This is a genomic window from Acetobacter papayae (assembly GCF_047721125.1).
In the GTDB taxonomy this organism is placed as follows: domain Bacteria; phylum Pseudomonadota; class Alphaproteobacteria; order Acetobacterales; family Acetobacteraceae; genus Acetobacter; species Acetobacter papayae.
Genome location: NZ_JBDNWF010000001.1, coordinates 73,634 through 96,842, shown reverse-complemented (window position 1 = coordinate 96,842; position 23,209 = coordinate 73,634). Strand labels below are relative to the sequence as shown.

General features: G+C 60.0%; 24 protein-coding genes and 1 tRNA gene. 8 read left to right on the top strand and 17 right to left on the bottom strand.

Annotated features, from left to right (window positions below):
• The first annotated feature begins 142 nt into the window (after positions 1 to 142).
• Positions 143 to 574, top strand: coding sequence for an OsmC family protein (locus tag ABF757_RS00445; protein ID WP_415480453.1), 432 nt, complete (start codon positions 143 to 145; stop codon positions 572 to 574).
• Between the two features lie 2 nt (positions 575 to 576).
• Here ABF757_RS00445 and aroC read toward each other — a convergent pair whose 3' ends face one another.
• On the bottom strand, positions 577 to 1,650 hold the full coding sequence (gene aroC / locus ABF757_RS00440) for a chorismate synthase (RefSeq protein WP_415480452.1): 1,074 nt from the start codon (positions 1,648 to 1,650) through the stop codon (positions 577 to 579).
• 9 nt (positions 1,651 to 1,659) lie between these two features.
• Positions 1,660 to 2,499 carry an enoyl-ACP reductase FabI gene (fabI, locus tag ABF757_RS00435; protein WP_025859637.1) on the bottom strand — a complete coding sequence of 280 codons (840 nt, stop codon included), beginning with the start codon at positions 2,497 to 2,499 and terminating at the stop codon, positions 1,660 to 1,662.
• Between the two features lie 163 nt (positions 2,500 to 2,662).
• Between fabI and pdxH the strand changes: the two genes are divergently transcribed.
• A complete protein-coding gene (pdxH, locus tag ABF757_RS00430; RefSeq protein ID WP_415480451.1) occupies positions 2,663 to 3,301 on the top strand; it encodes a pyridoxamine 5'-phosphate oxidase in 639 nt (212 codons plus the stop codon).
• A gap of 130 nt (positions 3,302 to 3,431) precedes the next feature.
• Positions 3,432 to 4,310 (top strand): universal stress protein, encoded by an 879-nt coding sequence (locus ABF757_RS00425; RefSeq protein WP_025859635.1) that lies wholly within the window; start codon positions 3,432 to 3,434, stop codon positions 4,308 to 4,310.
• Between the two features lie 42 nt (positions 4,311 to 4,352).
• On the opposite strand, the gene ABF757_RS00420 is transcribed toward ABF757_RS00425, so the two are convergent.
• The 8 genes from ABF757_RS00420 to ABF757_RS00385 are packed head-to-tail and all read right to left on the bottom strand — an operon-like array spanning position 4,353 to position 12,212.
• Positions 4,353 to 5,174, bottom strand: coding sequence for an MBL fold metallo-hydrolase (locus ABF757_RS00420; protein WP_415480450.1), 822 nt, complete (start codon positions 5,172 to 5,174; stop codon positions 4,353 to 4,355).
• Between the two features lie 11 nt (positions 5,175 to 5,185).
• Positions 5,186 to 6,001: a TatD family hydrolase gene (locus ABF757_RS00415; protein ID WP_415480449.1), complete on the bottom strand. Its 816-nt coding sequence runs from the start codon at positions 5,999 to 6,001 to the stop codon at positions 5,186 to 5,188.
• Positions 5,998 to 7,539 carry a methionine--tRNA ligase gene (gene metG / locus ABF757_RS00410; RefSeq protein ID WP_415480448.1) on the bottom strand — a complete coding sequence of 514 codons (1,542 nt, stop codon included), beginning with the start codon at positions 7,537 to 7,539 and terminating at the stop codon, positions 5,998 to 6,000. Before metG ends, ABF757_RS00415 begins: the two co-directional genes overlap by 4 nt.
• On the bottom strand, positions 7,536 to 8,480 hold the full coding sequence (locus tag ABF757_RS00405; protein WP_415480520.1) for a DNA polymerase III subunit delta': 945 nt from the start codon (positions 8,478 to 8,480) through the stop codon (positions 7,536 to 7,538). Before ABF757_RS00405 ends, metG begins: the two co-directional genes overlap by 4 nt.
• 26 nt (positions 8,481 to 8,506) lie before the next feature.
• Positions 8,507 to 9,145, bottom strand: a complete 639-nt coding sequence (gene tmk, locus ABF757_RS00400) for a dTMP kinase (protein WP_415480447.1) — start codon at positions 9,143 to 9,145, stop codon at positions 8,507 to 8,509.
• Between the two features lie 5 nt (positions 9,146 to 9,150).
• A complete protein-coding gene (locus tag ABF757_RS00395; protein WP_415480446.1) occupies positions 9,151 to 10,368 on the bottom strand; it encodes a D-alanyl-D-alanine carboxypeptidase family protein in 1,218 nt (405 codons plus the stop codon).
• Positions 10,369 to 10,374: 6 nt separating this feature from the next.
• Positions 10,375 to 11,208 carry a septal ring lytic transglycosylase RlpA family protein gene (locus ABF757_RS00390; RefSeq protein WP_415480445.1) on the bottom strand — a complete coding sequence of 278 codons (834 nt, stop codon included), beginning with the start codon at positions 11,206 to 11,208 and terminating at the stop codon, positions 10,375 to 10,377.
• 17 nt (positions 11,209 to 11,225) lie between these two features.
• On the bottom strand, positions 11,226 to 12,212 hold the full coding sequence (locus ABF757_RS00385; RefSeq protein WP_415480444.1) for a lytic murein transglycosylase: 987 nt from the start codon (positions 12,210 to 12,212) through the stop codon (positions 11,226 to 11,228).
• A 221-nt stretch (positions 12,213 to 12,433) separates the two neighbouring features.
• Between ABF757_RS00385 and ABF757_RS00380 the strand changes: the two genes are divergently transcribed.
• Both ABF757_RS00380 and ABF757_RS00375 read left to right on the top strand, forming a co-directional pair.
• Positions 12,434 to 13,003: a DedA family protein gene (locus ABF757_RS00380; protein ID WP_415480443.1), complete on the top strand. Its 570-nt coding sequence runs from the start codon at positions 12,434 to 12,436 to the stop codon at positions 13,001 to 13,003.
• The gene (locus ABF757_RS00375; protein WP_415480442.1) at positions 13,000 to 14,070 is read left to right on the top strand and encodes a D-alanine--D-alanine ligase; all 1,071 of its coding nucleotides are present in this window, start codon (positions 13,000 to 13,002) and stop codon (positions 14,068 to 14,070) included. Before ABF757_RS00380 ends, ABF757_RS00375 begins: the two co-directional genes overlap by 4 nt.
• Positions 14,071 to 14,083: 13 nt before the next feature.
• Here the strand turns inward: ABF757_RS00375 and ABF757_RS00370 are convergent, their stop codons facing one another.
• Both ABF757_RS00370 and ABF757_RS00365 read right to left on the bottom strand, forming a co-directional pair.
• Positions 14,084 to 15,604, bottom strand: a complete 1,521-nt coding sequence (locus ABF757_RS00370) for an amino acid permease (RefSeq protein WP_415480441.1) — start codon at positions 15,602 to 15,604, stop codon at positions 14,084 to 14,086.
• 11 nt (positions 15,605 to 15,615) lie between these two features.
• Positions 15,616 to 16,464 (bottom strand): undecaprenyl-diphosphate phosphatase, encoded by an 849-nt coding sequence (locus tag ABF757_RS00365; RefSeq protein WP_025859627.1) that lies wholly within the window; start codon positions 16,462 to 16,464, stop codon positions 15,616 to 15,618.
• Between ABF757_RS00365 and ABF757_RS00360 the strand changes: the two genes are divergently transcribed.
• Both ABF757_RS00360 and ABF757_RS00355 read left to right on the top strand, forming a co-directional pair.
• Positions 16,465 to 17,049 (top strand): MlaD family protein, encoded by a 585-nt coding sequence (locus ABF757_RS00360; protein ID WP_081773416.1) that lies wholly within the window; start codon positions 16,465 to 16,467, stop codon positions 17,047 to 17,049.
• Positions 17,050 to 17,149: 100 nt separating this feature from the next.
• Positions 17,150 to 17,224, top strand: a tRNA-Met gene (locus ABF757_RS00355).
• 152 nt (positions 17,225 to 17,376) lie between these two features.
• On the opposite strand, the gene ABF757_RS00350 is transcribed toward ABF757_RS00355, so the two are convergent.
• Both ABF757_RS00350 and prmC read right to left on the bottom strand, forming a co-directional pair.
• A complete protein-coding gene (locus ABF757_RS00350; protein ID WP_415480440.1) occupies positions 17,377 to 17,823 on the bottom strand; it encodes a DUF4167 domain-containing protein in 447 nt (148 codons plus the stop codon).
• Positions 17,824 to 18,077: 254 nt separating this feature from the next.
• On the bottom strand, positions 18,078 to 18,959 hold the full coding sequence (prmC, locus tag ABF757_RS00345) for a peptide chain release factor N(5)-glutamine methyltransferase (protein ID WP_415480439.1): 882 nt from the start codon (positions 18,957 to 18,959) through the stop codon (positions 18,078 to 18,080).
• Positions 18,960 to 18,997: 38 nt separating this feature from the next.
• On the opposite strand from prmC, the gene ABF757_RS00340 reads away from it, so the two are divergent.
• Positions 18,998 to 19,450, top strand: coding sequence for a hypothetical protein (locus ABF757_RS00340; protein ID WP_415480438.1), 453 nt, complete (start codon positions 18,998 to 19,000; stop codon positions 19,448 to 19,450).
• A gap of 40 nt (positions 19,451 to 19,490) precedes the next feature.
• Here ABF757_RS00340 and prfA read toward each other — a convergent pair whose 3' ends face one another.
• The 3 genes from prfA to ispG all read right to left on the bottom strand — a co-directional run bounded on the left by prfA (position 19,491) and on the right by ispG (position 23,132).
• On the bottom strand, positions 19,491 to 20,552 hold the full coding sequence (prfA, locus tag ABF757_RS00335) for a peptide chain release factor 1 (RefSeq protein WP_035370246.1): 1,062 nt from the start codon (positions 20,550 to 20,552) through the stop codon (positions 19,491 to 19,493).
• On the bottom strand, positions 20,549 to 21,796 hold the full coding sequence (hisS, locus tag ABF757_RS00330; protein WP_415480437.1) for a histidine--tRNA ligase: 1,248 nt from the start codon (positions 21,794 to 21,796) through the stop codon (positions 20,549 to 20,551). The genes prfA and hisS overlap by 4 nt, the downstream gene beginning before the upstream one ends.
• Before the next feature lie 175 nt (positions 21,797 to 21,971).
• Entirely contained in the window at positions 21,972 to 23,132 is a 1,161-nt protein-coding gene (ispG, locus tag ABF757_RS00325; protein ID WP_415480436.1) for a flavodoxin-dependent (E)-4-hydroxy-3-methylbut-2-enyl-diphosphate synthase, read from the bottom strand.
• Positions 23,133 to 23,209 lie beyond the last annotated feature (77 nt).

Genomic DNA, 23,209 nt, shown 5'->3' with positions numbered 1-23,209 from the left:
AGCGAGATTACAGCGTTTGTTGAAAACCCTGCCCCTGCGCGCGCGTTACTCTACGATCTGACTGGGCTGTGACGCAGGACCCACCATGGTTCTGCGCAAGCGGGCCGGTTGCTGGCACATATGAGAAAATGGAAAGCGCAGTATGACAATTACCAAGCATGGCAGCGCACACTGGAAAGGCTCCATCCGCGAAGGCCACGGCACGATCAGCACTGAAAGCGGTGCGTTGCAGGCTGTGCCCTATGGCTTTGCCACCCGCTTTGAAGGCAAGGCAGGCAGCAACCCGGAAGAGCTGCTGGGGGCCGCCCATGCCGCCTGTTTTTCCATGGCGCTTTCGCTCATTCTGGGAGAAGCCGGGCTAACAGCCCAGTCTATCCAGACAGAAGCTGCTGTTCACCTCAACAAGACGGATGGTGGGTTCGGCATTACCCAGATTGACCTGACCCTAAAGGCTAACGTGCCGGGAACCACTGCCGAGCAGTTTCTGGCTCTGGCCGAAAAAGCCAAGGCGGGCTGCCCCGTTTCCAAGCTGTTCCGCGCCGAAATTACCCTTCGCGCCGAGCTGGAAGGCTAGTTTCAGCCTCCCGTCTGCCCCCGATGCCGCAACAGATGGTCTGCCAGTACGCAGGCCATCATGGCCTCACCCACCGGCACAGCCCTGATCCCCACGCACGGATCATGCCGCCCTTTTGTCACCACCTGCGTTTGCTGCCCTGAGCGGGTAATGGAATCCACAGGGGTCAGCATCGAGCTTGTGGGCTTAACGGCAAAACGCGCTACCACTGGCTGCCCGCTGGAAATCCCGCCCAGAATACCACCCGCATGATTGGCCCCAAAAGTAAGCTGGCCATCCTTGCTATACAGGGCATCGGCATTTTCTGGGCCAGTCAGGGATGCGGCGGCAAAACCATCGCCAATTTCCACACCTTTGACGGCATTGATGCTCATAAACGCCGCAGCGATATCTGCATCCAGCTTGCCGTAAATGGGCGCACCCAAGCCCGCTGGCACGCCTTCAGCCACAACCTCGATCACCGCACCGATAGAGGAACCCGCTTTGCGGATATCATGCAGATACGCTTCCCACGCAGCCACAACACCCTCATCAGGCGAGAAGAACGGATTGCGTTCGACTTCAGCCCAGTCCCAGCGGGTGCGGTCGATGTCGTGCGGGCCTAGCTGCACGAGCGCACCACGAATTTTTACGCCTTCGCCCAGTACCTTACGCGCTACAGCCCCAGCCGCGACACGGCAGGCCGTCTCACGCGCGGAGGAACGACCACCACCCCTGTAATCACGGATACCGTATTTCAGGTCATAGGTCAGATCCGCATGACCGGGCCGGTAGCTCTGGGCGATGTCTCCATAATCACGTGAACGCTGATCGGTGTTTTCGATCATAAGAGAAATGGGCGTGCCTGTCGTTTGTCCTTCAAAGACACCCGAGAGAATACGCACCTCATCCGCCTCGCGCCGCTGCGTGGTAAACGCCGACTGGCCGGGCTTGCGGCGGTCCAGAAACGGCTGGATATCCGCCTCGCTCAGGGGAATACGCGGCGGACAGCCATCAATGACACACCCGATGGCAGGCCCGTGGCTTTCGCCCCAGGTGGTGACACGGAACAGATGACCGAACGTATTGTAGGACACGGCTAAACCTCAGTCAGAGGCAACAGAAAGATCAGGAGCGGAAGGGTTTTTCATGCCCACCATATGGTACCCGCAATCGACATGGTGCACCTCGCCCGTCACGCCCGAAGACAGGTCGGAGAGCATATAAAGCCCTGCCCCGCCTACTTCCTCCAGCGTCACGTTCCGCTCAAGCGGGGCGTTGTACTGGTTCCATTTGAGGATATAGCGGAAATCACCAATACCACTGGCGGCCAGCGTCTTGATCGGGCCGGCGGAAATCGCATTGACGCGAATGGCGTCACGCCCCAAATCAGCTGCCATATAACGCACGGAAGCCTCAAGCGCTGCCTTGGCCACGCCCATGACATTGTAATGCGGCATAACGCGCTCGGCCCCAAGGTAGCTCAGCGTCAGCAACGAGCCGCCTTTTTTCATCAGCCGCGCTGCGCGCTGCGCCACCGCCGTGAAAGAGAAGCACGAAATATCCATGGCGGTCAGAAACGCTTCACGCGGGGTATCAACATACCGACCACGCAGATACTGCTTGTCCGCCCAGCCAATGGCATGCACCACGAAATCCAACTCACCCCATTCTTTTTCAAGAATGTCGAAAGTGGCATCGATAGCAGCATCGTCCGTTACATCGCACGGCAGCACCAGCTTTGCGCCAATACTTTCCGCCAGCGGCTGCACGCGCTTGCCCAGTGCATCGCCCTGATAGGTAAAGGCCAGTTCGCCACCCTGCGCCGCAACGGCGGAGGCAATGGCCCAAGCAATGGACTTGTCATTGGCAACTCCCATCACCAGGCCCCTCTTGCCCTTCATCAGAGTGCCCTGCGCGGCCGGTACAGTGTGGGAAGAAGACATGCGATAACCTCAGCCTATGCGAGTGAAAACCAGTGGGGTGTTGCGCCGTGGTTGGTCGCACACCCGGAGCGGTGAAACAAGCCCGAACGCTACTCCCATACTTCAAAGCAGCCCTTCACGGGAGTATGAGTGAAGTAGAAACCGCAGCATACGAGTAAACGCCATGACGGATACCCCCTCGCCTCTTTCCGCTCCCCCGCGCGATGACCTGCCGCTGATCGACCTGCAAGCGGACCCTTTCACGCTCTTTGAAAGCTGGATGGCCGAGGCGGAAAAAACCGAAATAAACGACCCGAACGCCATGGTGCTGGCCACAGCAACACCAGATGGCCGCCCCTCCGCCCGTATAGTCCTGCTCAAAGGTGCGGACCGGCGTGGCTTTGTTTTCTACACCAACCTTGATAGCCGCAAGGGTAATGAACTAGCAGCCAATCCGCATGTGGCGCTGCTGTTCCACTGGAAAGGCCTGCGCCGGCAGATCCGAATCGAAGGCCCTGTCAGCCCTGTGAGCCCTGCCGAGGCGGACTCCTATTTTGCGAGTCGTAGCCGGGTCTCGCGTCTGGGAGCCATTGCCTCTGACCAGTCCCGCCCGCTGGCCTCCCGCGCGGTGTTTGAAGAACGCCTGCACAATGCAGAGGCCCGCTATGGTGAAGGAGCCATTCCGCGCCCCGCCAACTGGTCCGGCTACCGCGTTAGCCCCGAACATTTCGAATTCTGGCAGGAACGCCCGTTCAGGCTGCATGACCGCGCAATCTGGGAGCGGGCAGATGCAGGCTGGCAGGTCACACGCCTTTATCCCTGAGCCACAGCCCTGCCCGATCAGCCCCCACTCTGCCAGCCGGAAGAGAACCCGGCTGGACATTGATCCAGCGCAACGTCGATGATGGTCTGGCGTAATAAGATGTAAACACGGCCCGAAGGAAGGAAGCCCCATGAAAGAAGTGCGAAAAATCCTGCTGCCCATGCCCAGCGTCTCCAATGGAGAGGCGGCCCTGACACGAGGCTATAATTTCGCACGGCGTTTCGGCGCGCATCTGGCCATATTACATGTCAGAACCGACGGACGGGACATTGCCCCCCTTGCGGGCGAAGGCCTGTCCGGGGCGATGGTGGAAGAACTCATGCGCTCGGCGGAGCACGAAAGCTCGCGCCATGCCCATGATGTGCACACGCTTTTCGAGCGCTTTGCCGCAGCTAACCCTGATGTGCCGCTGGTTTCGCGTCATTCGGCCAACGGCCTGCCTTTCCCCAGTGTCAGCTTTACCGTTCTGCGCGGCGTTGAAAGCGAGATCATTCCCTCCCACGCCCGTCTGTCCGATTTTACGCTGGTGCCGCACCCGGATTCAGGCCGCGAGGTTTCCTCTTCCGAAACATTGCATGCCGTGCTGTTCGATAGTGGCCGCCCCGTAGTGATGGCGCCACGCACGCCTCCCGTGGGGCTGATCAAGCGCGTGTGCATCGGGTGGAACGGCACGGCGGAATCCTCCGCCGCGCTGCATGGCGCACTAGCATGGGCCGCCGAGGCCGAGGCCGTGCGCGTTCTGCACTGCGAGGACTACCAGCGCCGTGGCCCCAGCGCACAGGACGTGCTGGACTATCTGGCCCTGCACGGCATTGAGGCCGATGCGGTGGAGTTCCCTCCGGTGGATCGCGATGTCGGTAAAGGACTTATGGCCGCCTGCACGGATTTCGGCGCCGACCTGCTGGCCATGGGGGCGTATTCTCACTCACGCCTGCGCCAGCTTATTCTGGGTGGTGTTACCCGCCATGTTCTCGAACACGCGGACCTGACCGTTCTGATGAGCCGCTAGCCTGAATGCGGGGCGGCATCACCGCCCCGCTTCATGGCCTTTTTACGCTACTGGCTGGTTGTTCGCCCGTGGTGGGTCTGGCAGGTCGATGCTCAGGCCGTCATATGCAGGCTCCACCCCATCGGGCAGAATTGCACAGAGTGATGCCCAGTCCATGGCAACCCCCATATGGGTCAGGATCGTGCGCCGGGGCTTTATCCGCTCACGCCATTCCATCACCCGGTCAAGCCAGGCATGAGCCACATGGGGTGCGAGCTGAAAACAGTCCACAATCCAAGTATCCACACCTTCCAGCACATTCAGGCTCTGCTCTGAAAGCTCCACGACATCCGTGCTGTAGGCAAAATTCCCGCATCGCACGCCGCTAGAACCAGCATAACCGTGCTGCTGCTCGATAAACGTGAAGGCATAACTGCCTATCGCGGTTTCCTTGCCGATTTCGAAAGGATGAGCCTCCAGCACCGCCCGGAAAAAACCCGGCGGCTTCCATGGCTTGAACACGAAACTGAAGCGCTGTTCAATTTCGGCCAGAACCTCGGCCATGCCATAGGCCTTAATAGGCTGGCCTATCACTCGGTTGACGGCACGCACCTCGTTAATGCCATCGACATGGTCGGAATGGCCATGCGTATAGATAATGGACTGAAAGCGGCTGATACGCTGCGCCAGAAGCTGCGCACGCAGGTCTGGCCCGGTATCGATCAGCACGGCCTCGCCATTATCCATCTGCAAGAGGATAGAGGAACGGGTGCGCCTGTTGCGGGGTTCGCTAGGGTCGCAGTCGCCCCAGTCCCCTCCGCCGTCTTCACCACCGACCATGGGTACACCAGCAGAGCCGCCGCAGCCCAGAACAACCACTTTCATAAACCCGCTCCCTAGATTGCCTTACGGAACAGGCGAAAGAAATTGGCCGTTGTCAGGTCTGCAAACGCGCTTTTATCCATGCCCCGCTCCTGCGCCAGACGCTCGGCCGTATAGGCCACCCATGCGGGCTGGTTGCGTTTACCGCGCCTAGGCACCGGCGCCAGATAGGGGGCATCCGTTTCCACGACAATCCGCTCATCCGGCACGCTCTGGGCCACTGCACGAATTTCATCGCATTTGGGAAAGGTTGCTATGCCCGAAAAGCTGACATAACCGCCAAGTGCCAGCACCCGCTGCGCCAGTTCCGGCCCGGATGCAAAGCAGTGCAGAAGAATAGGGAACGCACCTTTGGCGTATTCATCTTCCAGCACTGCCGCCACATCGTCATCCGCCTGACGGGCATGGATGATCACCGGCACATCCAGCAGACGTGCCGCTGCGATATGACGGCGAAAACTCTCCTGCTGCAACGGGCGTATGGCGTCCTCGCCATGGAAATAGTCCAGTCCGGTTTCACCAATGCCGATTACCTCTGGCCTGTCGGCCATGGCGGCAATCTGCTCAGCCGGGGGCAGATGTTCTTCATCCACATGGTCAGGATGAGTGCCAATCGTGCACCAGACACGCAGGTCCGGTTTATCATGGCCTGCCAGCGCAAGCTGTTCGCCTGCACGTGACAGGCGCGTGCCGATCGTAACCAGACCGGCAAGCCCTGTCTGCCGGGCCTCATCCAGCAGGAGGGGCAGTTCCTCATCGGAAAAATGATCGAGATGGCAGTGGGTATCGATCAAAAAGCCCTGACCCACTCCATTTGCGACGCTACTCATGGCGTTGCTTCCGGCTCGACATAGCGGGGGAACAGTCCCTGTGGTGCAGGAAGCGCGCGCCCTGCAGGCAGAGGCACCTCAAGTGCGGCAAGGCTCCGCTCGTCGGGCTGCACAGCAAGCTGGTCGAGCATACGCTCCATGGTCTGAGGCATGAAAGGCTGAAGAACCGTGGCAATACCCCGCAGCGCATCCAGCAGCACCCGCAGGACACTGGCCATGCGCACCGTGTCAGTCTTGCGCAACGCCCAAGGTGCCTGATGGTCGATATACGCATTGCAAGCGCGGATAACCTTCCAGACATCCTCCAGCGCATCCGTCAGGGCACTGCGTTCCAGTTGCGTTGCCATAAGCTGGGGCAGCACCGCCACCTGTGCGAGAAGCTGCGTATCCTCAACCGTTGGCTCACCCCGCGCAGGAATCATCGCCTCGCAGTTTTTCGCAACCAGTGAGAGCGTGCGCTGGGCAAGGTTGCCCAGATCATTGGCCAGCTCGACATTATTGCGCGTAATCAGCGCCTTGCGCGACAGATCGCTATCCCCGCCAAAGGGCACTTCACGCAGGAGGAAGAAACGCACCGCATCAAGGCCGAACTCACGCACGAGATCGCGCGGGTCAATAACATTGCCGATCGACTTGCTCATTTTCTGGCCTTCGACCGTCCACCAGCCATTGGCGAAAATCCGGCGGGGCACATCAATGCCCGCAGCCATAAGGAACGCAGGCCAGTAAACAGCGTGAAAGCGTGCAATGTCCTTGCCGACAAGATGCAGGTCCGCTGGCCAGTAGGCCGCCCGTGCACCATCCATGTCAGGAAAGCCCAGCGCGCTCAGGTAATTGGCCAGCGCATCAAACCACACATACATGACATGGGCCTCATCCCCCGGAACGGGAATACCCCATTTAAAGCTCGTGCGGCTGATTGACAGGTCTCGCAGTCCCTGACGGACAAAGCTGATAATCTCGTTACGCGCGCCATGTGGGCCCAGAAACTCCGGGCACTGCTCATACAGTTCCAGCAGCCGGTCCTGAAACGCGGAAAGACGGAAGAAGTAAGAGGGCTCCTTGACCCACTCCACCGGAGCGCCCGTGGGTGCCAGCTTCTGGCCATCTGGCCCGGTGGTCAGTTCGTCCTCACCGTAGAAACATTCATCCCGCAGGGCGTACCAACCTTCATACGCGCCAAGATAAATGGCATCGTTCTGCGCGACACGTTCCCACAGGGCCTGCGCGCCGGTCACGTGGCGCGGCTCGGTCGTGCGGATAAAATCGTCATACGAAATGGCCATGGAATCAGCCATATCGCGGAAATCAGCGGCAATACGGTCAACAAAGGCCTGCGGCTCAACACCGGCGGCCTGTGCTGCCTGCTCCACCTTCTGCCCATGCTCGTCCGTGCCGGTCAGAAAAAACACATCATGACCGGCCAGACGGTGGAACCGCGCCATGACATCCGCCGCGATAGATGTATAGGCGTGCCCGATATGCGGCGCACCGTTTACATAATAGATGGGAGTAGTAACGTAAAAACGACGGGTCATGCTTGGCTCGCAATCGTCATGGCTTCGAGTAGGGCTTCCTGTTTATCCAGGTTGAAACGCTCTGTTTCACCATATAGGCGTACAAGGGTCTCCCATGCACGCGCACAGGCAAGACCATGAGCGCTTCCACTCAGCGCGGCCTGTCTGGCCACCACCTGAAGCCGATCTGATAACAGGCTGAAAAACAGATCGAAACCATATTCCTTGCGCAGAACCATTTCCGCGACTTCATAACCTTCCAATGCGCTGAAACCTGCACATACGCGCTCGACACAACGGGCGATTTCCCCCTGCGTATCGGCCAGCAGGGCAAGTGCGCGGCCGGGGGCCCCATGGGCCAGCGCAGTCACGCGCTCCAGCTCAGCCGGATCGGCCTCAGGCGCTATAGTGCGCAGTACCGCCACCATGGTGCGGGCATCAAGCCCTCCGAGCGCAAGCCTGCGGCACCGGCTGCGAATAGTCGGCAACAGACGTCCGGGGGCTGAGCTTGTCAGCAGCAGGATTGTGGCGGGCGGGGGCTCTTCGAGTATTTTCAGTAGCGCATTGGCCGCACTGCGGTTCATCCATTCTGCGCCATCGACAATAACAACGCGCCAGCCACCTTCCGCTGCGGTACGGCGCAAAAACGCATTGATGGGCCGCACATCGTCCGCAACGATCTCGGAGCGATAGCGCTGGCGCTTTTCATCAAAACCGCGCTCAACCACCAATAGGTCGGCATGGGTGGCAGCAGAAACGCGCCGGCCTGCCGGGCTGTCCGCCTGCGTGGCACCCAGCAACAGACGCCCCAGCGCAAAGGCAAACGTGGCCTTGCCAATACCGGGCGGGCCGGTAATCAGCCACGCATGGGGCATACAGCCCCGCTCCAGCGCCTGACGGAATGCGTCAAGCCCGGTCCCGTGCCCCTGCAATGCCAGCGAGGCAAGGCGTGGGCCTGTAATGGCGGCTGTCTCCCCCATGCCCGGCCTCACGCCTGACAGACCAGAGCCAGAATATCCTCCACAATCCGGTGGCTGATCTGCCCGGCCTCTTCCTGCGCCGTGTTCACACGCCTGACCCGTTCAGGCTCATGGAGGGCCATGGCCTCAAAACCCTCCGCCACACGCGCATGAAAGTCTTCATCCGCCTGCTCGTATCGGTCCGGGCGTCCTGCACGGGCGGCAAGCCTCTGGCGGGCAATGGCGCGCGGCACTTCGAGCAGGAAAGTCCTGTCCGGCCGGAGGGCCAGCATAGCGGTCAGGTTATGGATCAAGTCCAGAATATCCGCCTGCCCCGCCGCACGGCCATAGCCCTGATAGGCCAGCGTGGAATCGGTAAACCTGTCACACAGGACAATCTGCCCTGCTTCAAGCGCAGGCAGGATCACACGATCCACATGGTCGTAACGTGCGGCGAAATGCGCCAGAATTTCGGCCCGCAGAGAAAGCGGATTATTGCCGAACAGCAGGAGCTGGCGCAGGTCTTCCGCGCCGGGAGAACCTCCTGGCTCGCGCGTAATCAGCACGTCATGCCCGCGTTCACGCAGGGCTTCGCCCACCAGCCGTAACTGGGTGGACTTGCCTGCGCCTTCACCGCCCTCAAGCGTTATAAACACACCCTTGTACATACCCGTTACAGATGCAGCCTGCGCGCGGCCCGCCCGACAAGGCCAAGAGCAGGCACGGAGCTTGCGGCTTCAACCGGCACCTGCGCCTGCTTACCGCCCGGTAGAGAAACGGTAATGCGGCCCACAACCTGCCCCTGCGTAACGGGGGCCACCAGCGGGCTGTTATAGTCCAGCGCAAGCTGGGTGCCATTGCGCCAGCCATGGGGCAGAAGCAGTTTCAGATCCTGTGCCGCGACCAGAGCCACTGTGCGCTCGGCCCCCATCCATACCGGGGCCTGCTCTACGATATCGCCTTTATGGACAACCCAAGCGGTTTCAAAATTGGCGAAAGCCCAGCCCATGAGCCGTTCACCCTCACGGCCACGCTCGCCAGAGGATGTAAGCCCGTTAATGGCCATGATAACCCGCCTGCCCTCACGCTCGGACGAGGCGCAGAGCCCAAAACCACCTGCATCCGTGTGGCCGGTCTTCAGCCCGTCGGCCAGACCTTTCACCACCAGACTGTTGCGGTTTTCCTGACGGATATTGTTGTAGAAAAACTCTTTTTCGGAAAAGAAGTGGTAATATTCTGGGAAATCATGAATCAGGCGCAGCGCGAGATACGCCACGTCCCGCGCGGACATATAATGCCCCTCCGCGGGCCAACCGGTCGCATTCATGAAGTGGGAATTGCTGAGCCCCAGACGCGCGGCGGTCTCGTTCATCAGCGCGACGAACTGCTCCTCCGAACTGGCGATCCCCTCTGCCAGAACAATACACGCATCGTTACCGGACTGAATGACCATGCCCTGAATAAGGTCCTGCACGGACACGCTCTGGCCCAGCGGCAGGAACATTCTAGAGCCCTGCATACGCCATGCGCGCTCACTCACAGGCAGGGTCTGATCGAGTTTCAGGCGCCCCGTACGCAGCATGCCAAACGTGACATAGGCTGTCATCATCTTGGTTAGTGATGAGGGGGGCATACGCTCGTCGGCATTTTTTTCCAGCAGTGGCGCACCACTGCTGTAATCAAGAATGCAGGCCCAGCGCGCGGAGGTCTCGACCGGGCCAACGGGCGTTGTGGCCGGGGCGGGCGGCGGCGCATCGGCCGGGGCCTGTTTTGCGGCAGTTGCCGCACGGCCACGCGTTTTGCCCCAGGCATCCGCCACAAGGCTGCTCGAAACACCGCCACAAAAAAGGGCTGCGCCCCCTGTGAGTAAGAACCGTCGGGTCTGCAACATGTTTTCCTATTCGACGACGATATGAGAGCCAGTCAGTCCGGCGGCCAGTGCCCGTCTCAGCGCTGAATCCGCGTCCTGTATAGTCGTAAACGGTCCAAAGCGCACCGCCCACATCATGCCATGTCCGGCAGTCAGATCAGGGCGTATCACCCCCCCGTATCGGGCTGCCTGAACCATGGCGCTGTAGCGCGATGTCAGGTCCATAACCTCTACCCAGAGCATACCCGGCGCGGCCCAACCCTGCCTAACCTCGGCGGGCAGAGCGGGTAGCGTCAGGCCTGTTTTCGGCGTGGCGGCATCTCCCGCCTGCACCGCCATACCCACGGTAGAACTCCCCTGTCCGGACAGGTCCGTCTGGGTAACACCCTCACGCGGGGCCGCACTGATTTCGAGCTTCGGCGCACCGGGCAGGATTTCCGCCAGCCTGCGGCTTTCCGCTTCGTTCTCGACAACCCGCACGCGGGCCGGGCCCTCTCCCATGCCCAGCAGATCAGCCGCCCGCGCTGAAAGCGACAGCATGCGTCCGGCCTGTGCAGGGCCACGGTCATTCAGACGAACCACCACCTCACGCCCGTTTTCAAGATTGGTTACGCTTACAATGGCCGGTAGTTGCAGGGTCTGGTGCGCGCCGGTCATGGCCATGCTGTCACGCACTTCGCCATCGGCGGTGAGTTCGCCGTCCTGCCCATGGTCACGTACGGCAAGCCCTGTATCCTGCCACGCAAAATCCTCACGCGGGTAGAACCACCGCCCGTCCGCCTGCCATGAAGCTCCGGTTACGTAATGCGGGTCAGGCGTTGCCTGTGGCTCGCGCCGGCAGGCCACCAGCAGCAAACCCATACATAAAACCGCTTTTTTCACGTTATCGCATCACCCAGAATACCAACCGCCAGCGCATAGAAGTCCGAAGCGTTGTAACGGCGTATTACATTGAAATTATGGTAAACGACAAACGCTTCACCACCGGGCCCATCCGGGCGGATAACCGCCCCCATAGCCGCATTATCGGCAAAACGCCCGGCACGGGGCCGCACACCCTGCTGCACCCACCATGATAGCGGCCTGACATGGCTGCGCCCGAGTTGGGCCTGAGCCATGGAATCCGGCACAATCACGGCTTCGCCCCATATTGCCCCATCCTGCCAGCCGCTCCGGGCCAGATAATTGGCAATGGAGGCGAATACATCCGCCTCGTTACGCCAGATATCGGGCCGTCCGCCTTCGGGGTAGCTGACAGCAAAACGCTCATAGGCGCTGGGCATGAACTGGGGTTGCCCCATCGCCCCCGCATAGCTGCCCAGCATGGCGCGCGGCTCCATACCGCCCTGGGCAAGAATATGCAGCGCCTTGAAAAGCTCGCCCCTGAAAAACGCAGCCCTCCGCCCTTCAAAAGCCAGTGTGGCCAGCGCATCGATAACGGAAAACTTGCCCATACGGGTGCCATAGGCAGATTCCAGCCCCCAGATGCCAGCAATCACGCCCCGGCTAACCTTGTACTGCCCGCCAATCTGGCCGATGCGCTCGCCCTGTTCCGTCATGGCTTGGAGGCCATCGGACAGCTTTTTTTCCGTCAGCACCCTGTCCTTGTACTGCGCCCATGTCAGAACCTGCTCCGGCTGGTGCCGATCCGCCTTGATAACGGCTGCATTGGGGGTTTTGCACAGGGCCAATGCCTGATCGATTACCCCCGCCGGAAGGCCCTGCCCCAGCGCCTCGTGCCTGACACCGGCCAGAAAGGCGGCATAGGTAGCAGGCTGCCCCCATGCCCTGCACACAGGCACACTAGAAAGCCCCGTAAAGGCCGTGGCGGCCAAACCGCGAACAAGCAGAGTTCTTCTATCCATTATCCCCTCGTCCCGGCTGCCTTGCGCCGCCTGTGCCATGACTGACGCCTTCCCGTCTAGCACCCTGTTCGCGCGTTCATCCACTCTCTTTTCCCGTATGGGGCCTGCCGTGCTCCAGCTTGACAGGACACCGGCTTGAGCGCCTCCTGCAACGGGTTCATCCTGCCCTGTATCCCAACCGGGCACAGACCCGCACAACAGGAGAGGAGAGCCGGGGTTCCTTGCTTGAGCATGTCCTTCACCTGACAGCCGCAAGCCCTTTCATGCAGGTTGTCATCATCATTCTGGCCACCTTTGTGCTGGAAGACGCCGCAACGCTGATTACCGCCATTCAGGTTCAGCTCCATGTCGTATCCCCTTTCGCGGCGCTGACGGCGCTTTATTCAGGAATCGTTCTGGGCGATGTCGGGCTGTATGGCCTTGGCGCTCTGGCGGCATGCTGGCCACCCGCCCGGCGATGGGTCGACATGCCGGGTATTAGCCAGCAACGCCAGTGGCTGACACGCAACCTGTTCAAGGCTGTCTTTATCAGCCGTTTCATTCCCGGCACGCGCCTGCCGCTTTATACCGCGTGTGGTTTTTTTCGTGCGGGGCTGAAAACCTTCACACTGGCCACCGTGCTGGCCACCATGCTGTGGACAACAGGGCTGTTCCTACTTTCGCTCAAAATCGGCGCTTTCCTGCTGGCGCATCTGGGCGCGTGGCGCTGGGCTGGCATTGCAGGTTTTGCGGCACTCATGATCCTTTCGGGGCGGGTTGCCGCCCGCATCAGGAAAAACCACAACTCATGACCGACGATACTTCAGCCAAGGCGGCCAACCCGCTCTCCCTGTTTGAATTCTGGCCCGGCTGGCTCTTTTATACCCCGGTAGTGCTGTACTGGTTCCTGCTCGGCCTACGCTATCGCAGCCTGACCGTGCCGACCGCCGCCAACCCGCGCATTGTCACCGGCGGGCTGTGTGGAGAAAGCAAAAGCAGTATTCTGGACATGGCAGGCTCATACGCCTCCGGCTGGATTGCCCCCTACACAACCCTGACCACCGGCAAGGACGACGCGGCCCGCGCACGTGCTGCCATCAAGGCCAAAGGCCTTGAGCTGCCTGTAGTGGTCAAACCCGATATTGGCTGCAACGGCACCGGCGTACGCCTTGTGCGCACACAGGCTGATCTGGAAAAAACACTGACGGCTTTTCCGCGCGGGATCGATCTGGTTATCCAGCGCCTCATTTTATTGCCGCATGAGGCGGGGCTGTTCTACATCCGCCACCCCGATGACCCTCAGGGCCATATTTCGTCCCTGACCTACAAGGACATCCCGAGCATAACCGGCAACGGCCGCGACACGGTTCTGGAGCTTATCCGTCAGGACAACCGCGCAGCCCGCCTGCCAGAACTGTATGAAAAACGCCTGAAAGAACGCCTGCACACCGTTCTGCCTGAAGGCGAGCGGATGGAACTGCTCTTTACCGGCAACCACTGCAAGGGCGCGGTCTTCCATAACGGCAAGGAGGACATCACCCCTGCCCTCACCGCGCGCATAGACGCGATCATGCAGGATATTCCCGATTTTCATTTCGGGCGGATCGATGTGAAATTCCGCTCACGCGAGGCCCTGCGTAACGGGGAGGATTTCGAAATTATCGAAATCAACGGTGTCGGCTCCGAAGCCACCCATATCTGGGATTCCCGCACCACACTCAAGGAAGCCTACGCAGCCCAGTTTCACCACTACGGCGAAAGCTTTCGCATTGGTGCAAGCAAGGTCGCGCAAGGGTGGCGGCCTACCAATCTGTGGCGCGGCATTCGCCTCTGGCGGTGGCAGAAAAGGCTTCTGGCTTCCTACCCCCCCAACGACTAGGCGGGTTCTGGCCTCACGGGCCGGATTCCGCCTGCCCCATCCGTGAATGATGGCGCCCGTAAAACCGATAAAACGCCCAGCCCGCCAGCGCGTAACCCACAAGCAGCGCAACTGGCAGCGGATTGCCCTGCCACAACGCCAGCGCCATGTCGACACCAAGCGGCGCGATCATGACAAGGCAGAACAGCACACCCAACAGCGGCACATAACCAATCCAGATACCCCGTATCCAAAACCCGCCCAGAGGCACCCGGAAGACACGCGGCATATCCGGCTCGACATTCCGCAGCCAGATAACCGTCAGGCATACGACCCCAAACGCCATGGCCGTGCCAAGGCTTACCAGATCACCAATCATTTCAACCGGCAGCACCGCCGTTGCCAGAGCAACCCCGACACCCAACACCAGTGTTCCGTGCCATGGGGTGAGAAAGCGTGGGTGCAGCCTGCGAAACAAAGCGGAAAGCAGGCCGTCTTCCGCCATTGTATAGAAAATGCGGCTCTGGGCGTATAACAACCCCAGCAAAACCGAGCACAGGCCGATAACCGCCCCAAGCTTGATACACAAAGCAAGCCATGGCTGACCCATAACCCCAACCGCCACGGCCAGCGGGTCTGCCACACCGAGCCCCCGCCATGGCACCACGCCCACCAGCACAGCAGCCACGGCCATATAAAGCCCCGTACACACGACCAGCGCCCCGACAATACCCAGAGGCACATCGCGACGGGGGTTACGGGCCTCTCCCGCTGCGGTGGAAACCGCCTCAAACCCGACATAAGCGAAAAAAATCAGCGATGCGGCGCGAAAAATACCCGGCACACCGTAATGCAATCCGCCTTCATAAGCCGGGATAAAGGGGGTCCATAACGCAGGCCGGACCCAGCATACCCCTACCCCCACAAACAGAAGCAGCACCCCGACCTTGAGGAGCACAATAGCGGCATTGATACGAAAAGACTCCCGCACCCCCACAAGCAGCACACTGGTTACAAGCAGGATGGAAGCGGCCCCCGGCAAATCAAGCCTCAGCCCGAAATGCACCGTCTGGGTAGAAGCCCCCTGCGCCACCTGCACGGTTGTCGCGCTCAGGGACTGAGGCACCAGCATGCCGAAATCATGCAGCAGGCTGACAAGATAGCCCGACAGCCCCGAGGCCACACCCGCACAGGAAATGCCGTATTCAAGCAGCAGGAGCCAGCCAACAGCCCATGCCCAGCCTTCACCGAGCGAAACATACGCGTAGGTATAGGCCGACCCGGCCACCGGCATAAGAGACGCCAGTTCGGCGTAGGATAGCGCGGTAAAAAGGCAGGCCACCCCCGCCAGCATAAAGGAAAGCAGCACGGCTGGCCCGGCGTAATCCGCCGCCGCCACACCGGTCATGACATAAATACCAGCCCCGACCGTAGACCCGACCCCAAGCAGGACAAGATGCACCGGCCCCAGCGTGCGGCGCAAAGAGCCCGCGGCACTTTCGCGCCCCGCATGTTCAAGCCGCTTGCGACGGTGCACAGACGGCACTGCCGCCATATCCGCCTGCCTCAGCCCATGAAACGCAAGGCGAGAAACGCCACGCCACCCAGCACCATGCAGTACAGGGCAAAGGGGGTCATGGCCCAGCGGTCATGACTGCGGAAATAACGCATGAGAAACGCGGTGCTGGCCAACGCGGTAACCCCGGCGACAACGGCTGCCGCCATGGCAAGGTGGATCTGCCCTGCATCCGGCGGCGCATGCCACAGCTTGAAACCCTCGCGCACGGTCGCGGCAATAATGACAGGCTGCGCCATAAGAAAGGAAAAGCGTGCCGCCGCATCATGGTGCAGGCCGCGCAAAAGCCCACCGCAGATTGTCGCCCCCGAGCGCGACAGGCCGGGAAAAAACGCCAGACACTGGAACAGACCGATCACCACGGCATCACGCGAGGTCAGCCCGGCGATACAGCGCACCTCACGGGTAACCACACTGCTGCGCAGCCGCTCTGTCAGCAGTAGCAAAAGCCCGTTCAGAAACAGGAACACCGCCGCCGATGAGGCCGAGCCAAAAAACGAACGGAGCAGATGCTCGAACAGCCCCCCCACCACAACCGCAGGGATGGTTGCAACAATCAGCAGCCAGAAAATATGCAGGCTTTCAAGCTGGATACGCTGCCCGTCTCGCCCAACAGCCCCCAGAAACAGCGCACGCCAGTCCCTGAAAAAAAACACCAGCAGGGCAACAGAGGTGCCCAGATGCAGCATGACCAGAAAAGGAAGGAACGACACATCGTGCAGGTCGTAATTCCAGTGCAGCAACGCTGGCAGAATAACGGCATGCCCCAGACTACTGACCGGGAAAAGCTCTGTCGCGCCTTGCAGCAACGCCATGATAAATGCCTGCATGTACGACATATGCGCCTGTATCCCCATTACTCTTTTCTTATTGATGTCCTTGCACCATGCCCCCGATGGCTGCAAGGTTTTCGTCCGGCCCTGATAACAGGCCGGGAACAGGTAGCCATAAAAGAAGGTAAAAACATGATGAGGCAGAGCCGCACAGGCGCATGGATTTTCAGTGGCGCTGTTTTGCTGGCTGCGGCGGGTTTTGCCTCCTACGCGCTGGGAACACAAAAAGCCCCCGGCGGCAATGGCTACGAACTGTCCGCCCGGTTTGTTTCAGCAAACGGGCTAACCCGTGGCGCGGATGTAGAACTGGCAGGCGTGCGGGTCGGGCGGGTATCTTCCATTACTCTGGACCCCGCCAGCCAAATGGCACTTGTGCGCTTTCGGCTCGCCTCGTCGCTACGGCTACCACAGGACAGCACGCTCAGCATTGGCAGTGCCACGCTGGCATCGGAAAACGCGCTTATGATCGAACCGGGGCATGACAGCACATACGCCCCTCCCGGTGCCCTGCTGACCCACACACAGGAACCCACGAGCCTTGAGCAGCAGGTCAGTAATTATATCTTCGGTTCAGGCAACCTCGGGCCGTAAGGACCCTGCGGTAAGCACATGATCTACAAAAAGAAACAAAAACCATAAACACGGGTTGACGCCCATGCCGGAACACGGTAGATCAGCGCCAACAAACGATGGCGGCGTAGCTCAGTGGTAGAGCAGGGGAATCATAATCCCTTGGTCGGCGGTTCAAATCCGTCCGCCGCTACCAGTTTTTCTTCATAAAAACTTGGTTTTTTCAAAGACACCACGGCAATAGCCGTGCGTCTTTGCGCGTCATGCGTATAGATTCTGCATGGACATCACCCTTCCCATGCCATCAGCCACAATCAAGCTATGACATGGGAAGAGCGCTGGAACTGCTTAGCCCTCTGACAGTTCGGGCTGCGGTTCCATAGCCAGATCCCTGACTTCGCCCTCTTCTTCCGCATCGGCTTCAGGCGCTTTATCCTCGCCGTCTTCCGCCGCGTTATTCTGGTTACGCTGCTGGCGACCGGCCTGACGCTCGGCTCGCTCGATCTGGCTCTGCTGAGCGGCCTGCGCCATGGCGTTCATGATACGGAAATAATGTTCGGCATGCTGGAAATAGGCTTCAGCCGCCACACGATCCCCAGAGCCTGTGGCATCGCGGCCAAGCTGGAGATATTTTTCAAAAAGCTGCTGGGCGGTGCCGCGCACCCTCACATCCGGGCCATGGCTGTCGAAAACGTGGTTCCGGTTCATGGGAATCTGGCCGCTCGACTGCCTGGAGGACGATCCACTGCTCCCGCCAGAACGATGATGTCTGGTCCGCATCCGCTTTACATTCATGGGCTTACCACAGCGCTTTCCTGTTCATGGCACTTTACATGGGAGCGGGCCATTCCTGACGGGCCAGTTCCTGAATGAAGGTCCAAATTGTTTTTCTGGAGGGGCACTTCTAATAGGCAGCAACATGGTCATTGCCAGATATAAAGGCCCGTACCGCTTGTTTGGCCTAACGAGGTTACAACAACCCACAGATGGCCTTTTTGATCAAGCTCTTTTACATTATCAACCACAGGCCTTAAAGCCAACCGCTTTTTTCATATCGGCTGATGCCGCATGACTACCGCGCGGGATATGCCCTCAAAATCGGGCCGCACCTCAGCCACGTCGAGATGGTTTTCCGCCGCCAGCGCCCTCAGATCCGCTTCCTGCCCGATGCCGATTTCAAAGACCCCAAGCCCATTCGGCGTAAGCCGGGCTGGCAGGTCCGTGCACAGCAGGCGGTACGCATCCAGCCCATCCTGCCCGCCATCCAGTGCGCGCACGGGTTCATGGTTCCGGACTTCGGGCATCAGTTCCGCCAGATCGCGCGTAGGAATATAGGGCGGATTGCTCAGCACGAGATCAAACCGGGTCTCTGGTGCCAGTGCGTCCGTCCAGCTTCCGGCAATAAAAGCCGCACGACCACCCAGCCCGCAACGCGCGGCATTGCCTGCGGCAAGAGCTGCCGCCTGCGGGCTGATATCTACCCCCATGCCCCATGCCTGCTTGTATTCGCTCAGCACGGCCAGCAGAATACAGCCGGTTCCCGTGCCCAGATCCAGCACCGATAGTGGCGCATCCCTGTCGGGAAAATGATCCAGCACGCAGGATACGAGCGTTTCCGTATCGCCACGCGGCACAAGGCTGGCGGAGGAGACTGCCAGATCGAGTGTCCAGAACCCTTTCTGCCCGGTAATATAAGCAAACGGCTCATGCTGCGTACGGCGCGCCACCCAGTCCAGATAGCACGCTTGATCAACCTCGCTACGAGGTGAAAGGGCCAGCATCTGCTCAGCCGTCAAACCCAGTGCGTGCTGCAACAGCAGTCTGGCTTCACGTCTAGGATTTTCCACGCCTGCTTCCGCCAGAGCCTGTGCACCCTGCCGTAAAAGCTGTTCTATTGGCGCCTGTCCCCGGTTATGATCCGCAAATGTCACGTTCTTATACTCCAAGCCCACATAGGCCTGTTTCCGTCATGCCAACACGTACAGCCCGGGCCACGGCCTGTGTGTTCGCTTTTTTTGCCCTGTTCCCCACCATGGCCCATGCGGGGGAGTTTTCCGTGACCGATGAAAAGGCGGATACGGAAATATCCGAAGTTTCGCGCATCTATCTGGACGGCCAGCTTGTCAGCACCATCAAGCTTAATGACATGAACCGGGCCAAGACAGTGCGTGTGCCGACACCAACCGGACGCACCGAACATTCGTATACGTTATGCGGAGAAATCACCATCCGCACCCCTGAAGGCCGGGTAGAAACCCACGAAGTCAGCAGCGATGGCGTGCTGCACAGCCCTGATGGGCATCATTTCTTTGCCCTTGGCTCAAACGGGTTTACGGATTTCTACCTGCTGGACCCGGATTCACCCGAGACAGCCGAACACCGGCCCGGCCAGTCAGACTCCTGCGCAGCCCCCATCAGCTAGGCACTACAGCCCCAAGCCACCTGCCGGTGGCCCAGAGTGCTTACAGGCCTTCAGCCGCTAGCAGGGCGGCCTGTTCGTCCTGTGTCAGCGCATCCACGAACTCATCAATCTCGCCCAGCATAAAGCGGTCAATCTTGTAGGCGGTCAGGTTGATCCGGTGATCCGTAACGCGGCCTTGCGGGAAATTATAAGTTCTGATCCGCTCGGAACGATCGCCCGTTCCCACCTGTGAGCGACGATCCGCCGCGCGGTTGGCATGAGCCTGCTCGCGCTCGCGCTCATACAACCGCGCACGCAGGATTTTCATGGCCTTGGCGCGGTTCTTGTGCTGGCTTTTTTCTTCCTGCATGGAAACAACAATACCGCTGGGCATATGCGTAATCCGCACAGCACTTTCGGTCTTGTTCACATGCTGCCCACCCGCGCCCGATGCCCGGAAAACATCGATGCGCAGATCTGTCTCGTTGATATTGACATCCACCTCTTCCGCTTCGGGCAAAACGGCCACGGTCACGGTGGAGGTATGAATACGGCCCTGACTTTCCGTAGCTGGCACACGCTGCACGCGATGCACCCCGGATTCATATTTGAAACGAGCGAACACGCTGCGGCCATTGATTTCCGCTATACCGCAGCGCAGGCCACCCAGTTCGCTCTCATCGTAATCCATAACCGTAAAGCGCCAGCCTTTCAGCTCGGCATAGCGACGGTAGAGGTCGAACAGTTCGGCAGCGAACAACGCGGCCTCATCCCCCCCGGCAGCGGGGCGAATTTCCAGAATAGCGCTACGCTCATCCGCAACGTCACGCGGCAGCAGCGCCAGCCGCACGGCCTGATGCAACGATGGCAGGCGGCTTTTCAGCTCTTCCAGTTCCACCGTTGCCAGTTCACGCATTTCGGGGTCGGCCAGCAATTGCTCGGCCTGCGTCATTTCCTGTTCCGCATCACGCAGGGCGTTGATCTGGCTGACCACACCTTCAAGCTCGGCATATTCACGCGAGGCCTGGGTAAACGCATCTCCCCCCAGACCACCTGCCAGAAGGGCTTCAAGTTCCAGTGCGCGGCTGACAATCCTGTCCAGCCGTTCATCCAGTGCGTTCACGCAAACACGCTCCCGGCATCCGTCATGAGCGCCTGATGCGTGGCTTCACGCTCCTGCCCGCTTTCCATATCCTTGACCCGGAACAGACCGCCAGCGAGTTCGTCTTCCCCCACAAACAGGACATGGCTGGCATTCTGTTTTGCAGCCCGCTCCATCCGTTTGCGCAAGGCCCCTTTATAGCCAATTTCGGTACGGACACCCTGCACGCGCAACGCCTGCAGAATGCCACACAGGGCCCGCTCATCTGGCGAGCCCACGGGCACGATCACGACGGACCGGGGGGCCTGCGGCGGCGTTTCCAGCAACATAGCCAGACGCTCGACACCCGCTGCCCAGCCGATAGCAGGCACATCCGGCCCGCCCATCTGCTTGACCAGCCCATCATAGCGGCCACCAGCCAGCACCGTGCCCTGTGAGCCAAGGCGCGTTGTCACGAATTCAAACGTGGTGTGGTTATAGTAATCCAGCCCGCGCACGATGCCGGGGCTAACTTTGTAATCAATGCCGAACACATCCAGCTTGGCACGCAGTTCATCCCAGAAGTCCTGCGCCTGCTGGGTCATATACTCTGCCATGCGCGGGGCATCCGCCACCAATGCGCGGTCGCCTTCGTTCTTGCTGTCCAGAATGCGCAGGGGGTTTTTTTCCAGCCGCACCAGACTGTCTTCCGACAGGCGATCCCTGTAATCGGAAAAATAGGCCACCAACGCCGCACGCCAAGCATCTCGGCTTTCGGCATCACCCAGCGTATTGAGTTCCAGCGTTACATGCTCGACCACACCAAGGGCCGACAGTACCGCATGCCCCATGGCGATCACCTCGGCATCGGCCAGCGGCTCGGCGGCCCCCAGCAATTCAGCGCCGATCTGATGAAACTGCCGATAGCGCCCTTTCTGGGGGCGCTCGTGCCGGAACATCGGCCCGGTGTAAAAAACCTTCTGCGGCAAGGACTGTGTTAGCGCGTTGCTGACCAGCGCACGGCAGATGGCGGCCGTGCCTTCTGGGCGAAGGGTCAGGCTTTCACCATCCCGGTCACTAAAGGAATACATTTCCTTGGACACGACATCCGACGTATCGCCCAGCGAGCGCGAAAAAACCCGTGTTTCCTCAAAAATCGGGGTGGACCATTCATCAAAGCCATACAGCCCCGCAATCCGGCGCGCAGCTTCGACAACCTGTGCGTGGCGGCGCTGCTCCTCGCCAATAAGGTCGTGGGTTCCTCTTACGGGTTGAATGCTGCTCACCGGCCTGCCCTGCTCTCGATCCCGCATTCCGCGTCACGCCCCGGAATGCTGCGTGTTGTCTTTGATGGTTCCACAAAACGCCATGCGCCGCGCACGAAACAGTTCCATGCGCGGCGCACTCCGGCGCCAGTTTCCTGATCCGGCCTCGGGCAGACAGCCCGAAGCCGCTAGCCGCTTAGTTGGCCGAAGCCATATCCGGCAGTTGCTCGGCTTCACCAGCCTGCTTTGCCTTAGCTTCTTCCGCCTCGATCTGGGCCACGCGGGCCTCAACCAGATCCACAACATGGTTGATCATGTCGCCTGCGGGCACCGTGTGATCCTGCTTGCCAGCCGAATACACCATGTGACGGCCAGAACCACCGCCCGTAACACCCAGATCGGTCATCAGGGCTTCACCGGGGCCATTCACCACGCAGCCAATGATCGACAGGGTCAGCGGTGTTTTGATATGCGCCAGACGGTCTTCAAGTGTCTGCACCGTCTCGATCACGTTAAAGCCCTGACGCGCACAGGACGGGCAGGAAATGATCTTCACGCCACGGTGGCGCAGGCCGAGGGATTTGAGAATATCCCAGCCGACCAGCACTTCCTCTTCCGGCGCGGCGGACAGTGAAACGCGCATGGTATCACCCACGCCCGCCCACAGCAGGTTGCCCAGCCCGATGGAGGATTTGACTGTGCCAGCGCGCTTGCTACCTGCTTCGGTAATGCCGATATGCAGCGGGTAGTCACATGCATCGGCAAGCTGCTGATAGGCAGCAACGGCCAGAAACACGTCAGACGCCTTCACGCTGATCTTGAATTCACGGAAATCATGATCTTCAAGGATTTTAGCGTGTTCCAGAGCGCTTTCGACCAGCGCTTCAGGGTTGGGCTCACCGTATTTTTCCAGCAAGTGCTTTTCAAGCGACCCGGCATTAACCCCGATACGGATGGAGCAGCCATAATCCTTGGCGGCTTTTACCACTTCGCGCACGCGCTCGGCGCTGCCGATATTGCCGGGGTTGATACGCAGGCAGGCTGCACCCGCCTGAGCGGCTTCGATAGCGCGCTTGTAGTGGAAGTGAATGTCCGCCACGATCGGTACGTTAACTTCGCGCACGATTTCGGCAAGAGCTGCGGTGCTTTCCTCGTCCGGGCATGACACACGCACGATATCCACACCAGCCAGTTCCGCACGACGAATCTGCTCGATTGTCGCCTGCGCATCGCTGGTCAGGGTGTTGGTCATGGTCTGGATGGAAATCGGGGCGTCCCCACCGACAGCCACCTTGCCGACATGGATCTGCCTGGATTTCCGTCGTTCTATATGCTGGTAAGGCCGGTAGCCGCTCATTTTACATCCTTTTGTCGAGACGACAGTTGGCGGACAGAACCGTGCTCGGCACCACGGCTTGCCCGCGAATTCTGGTG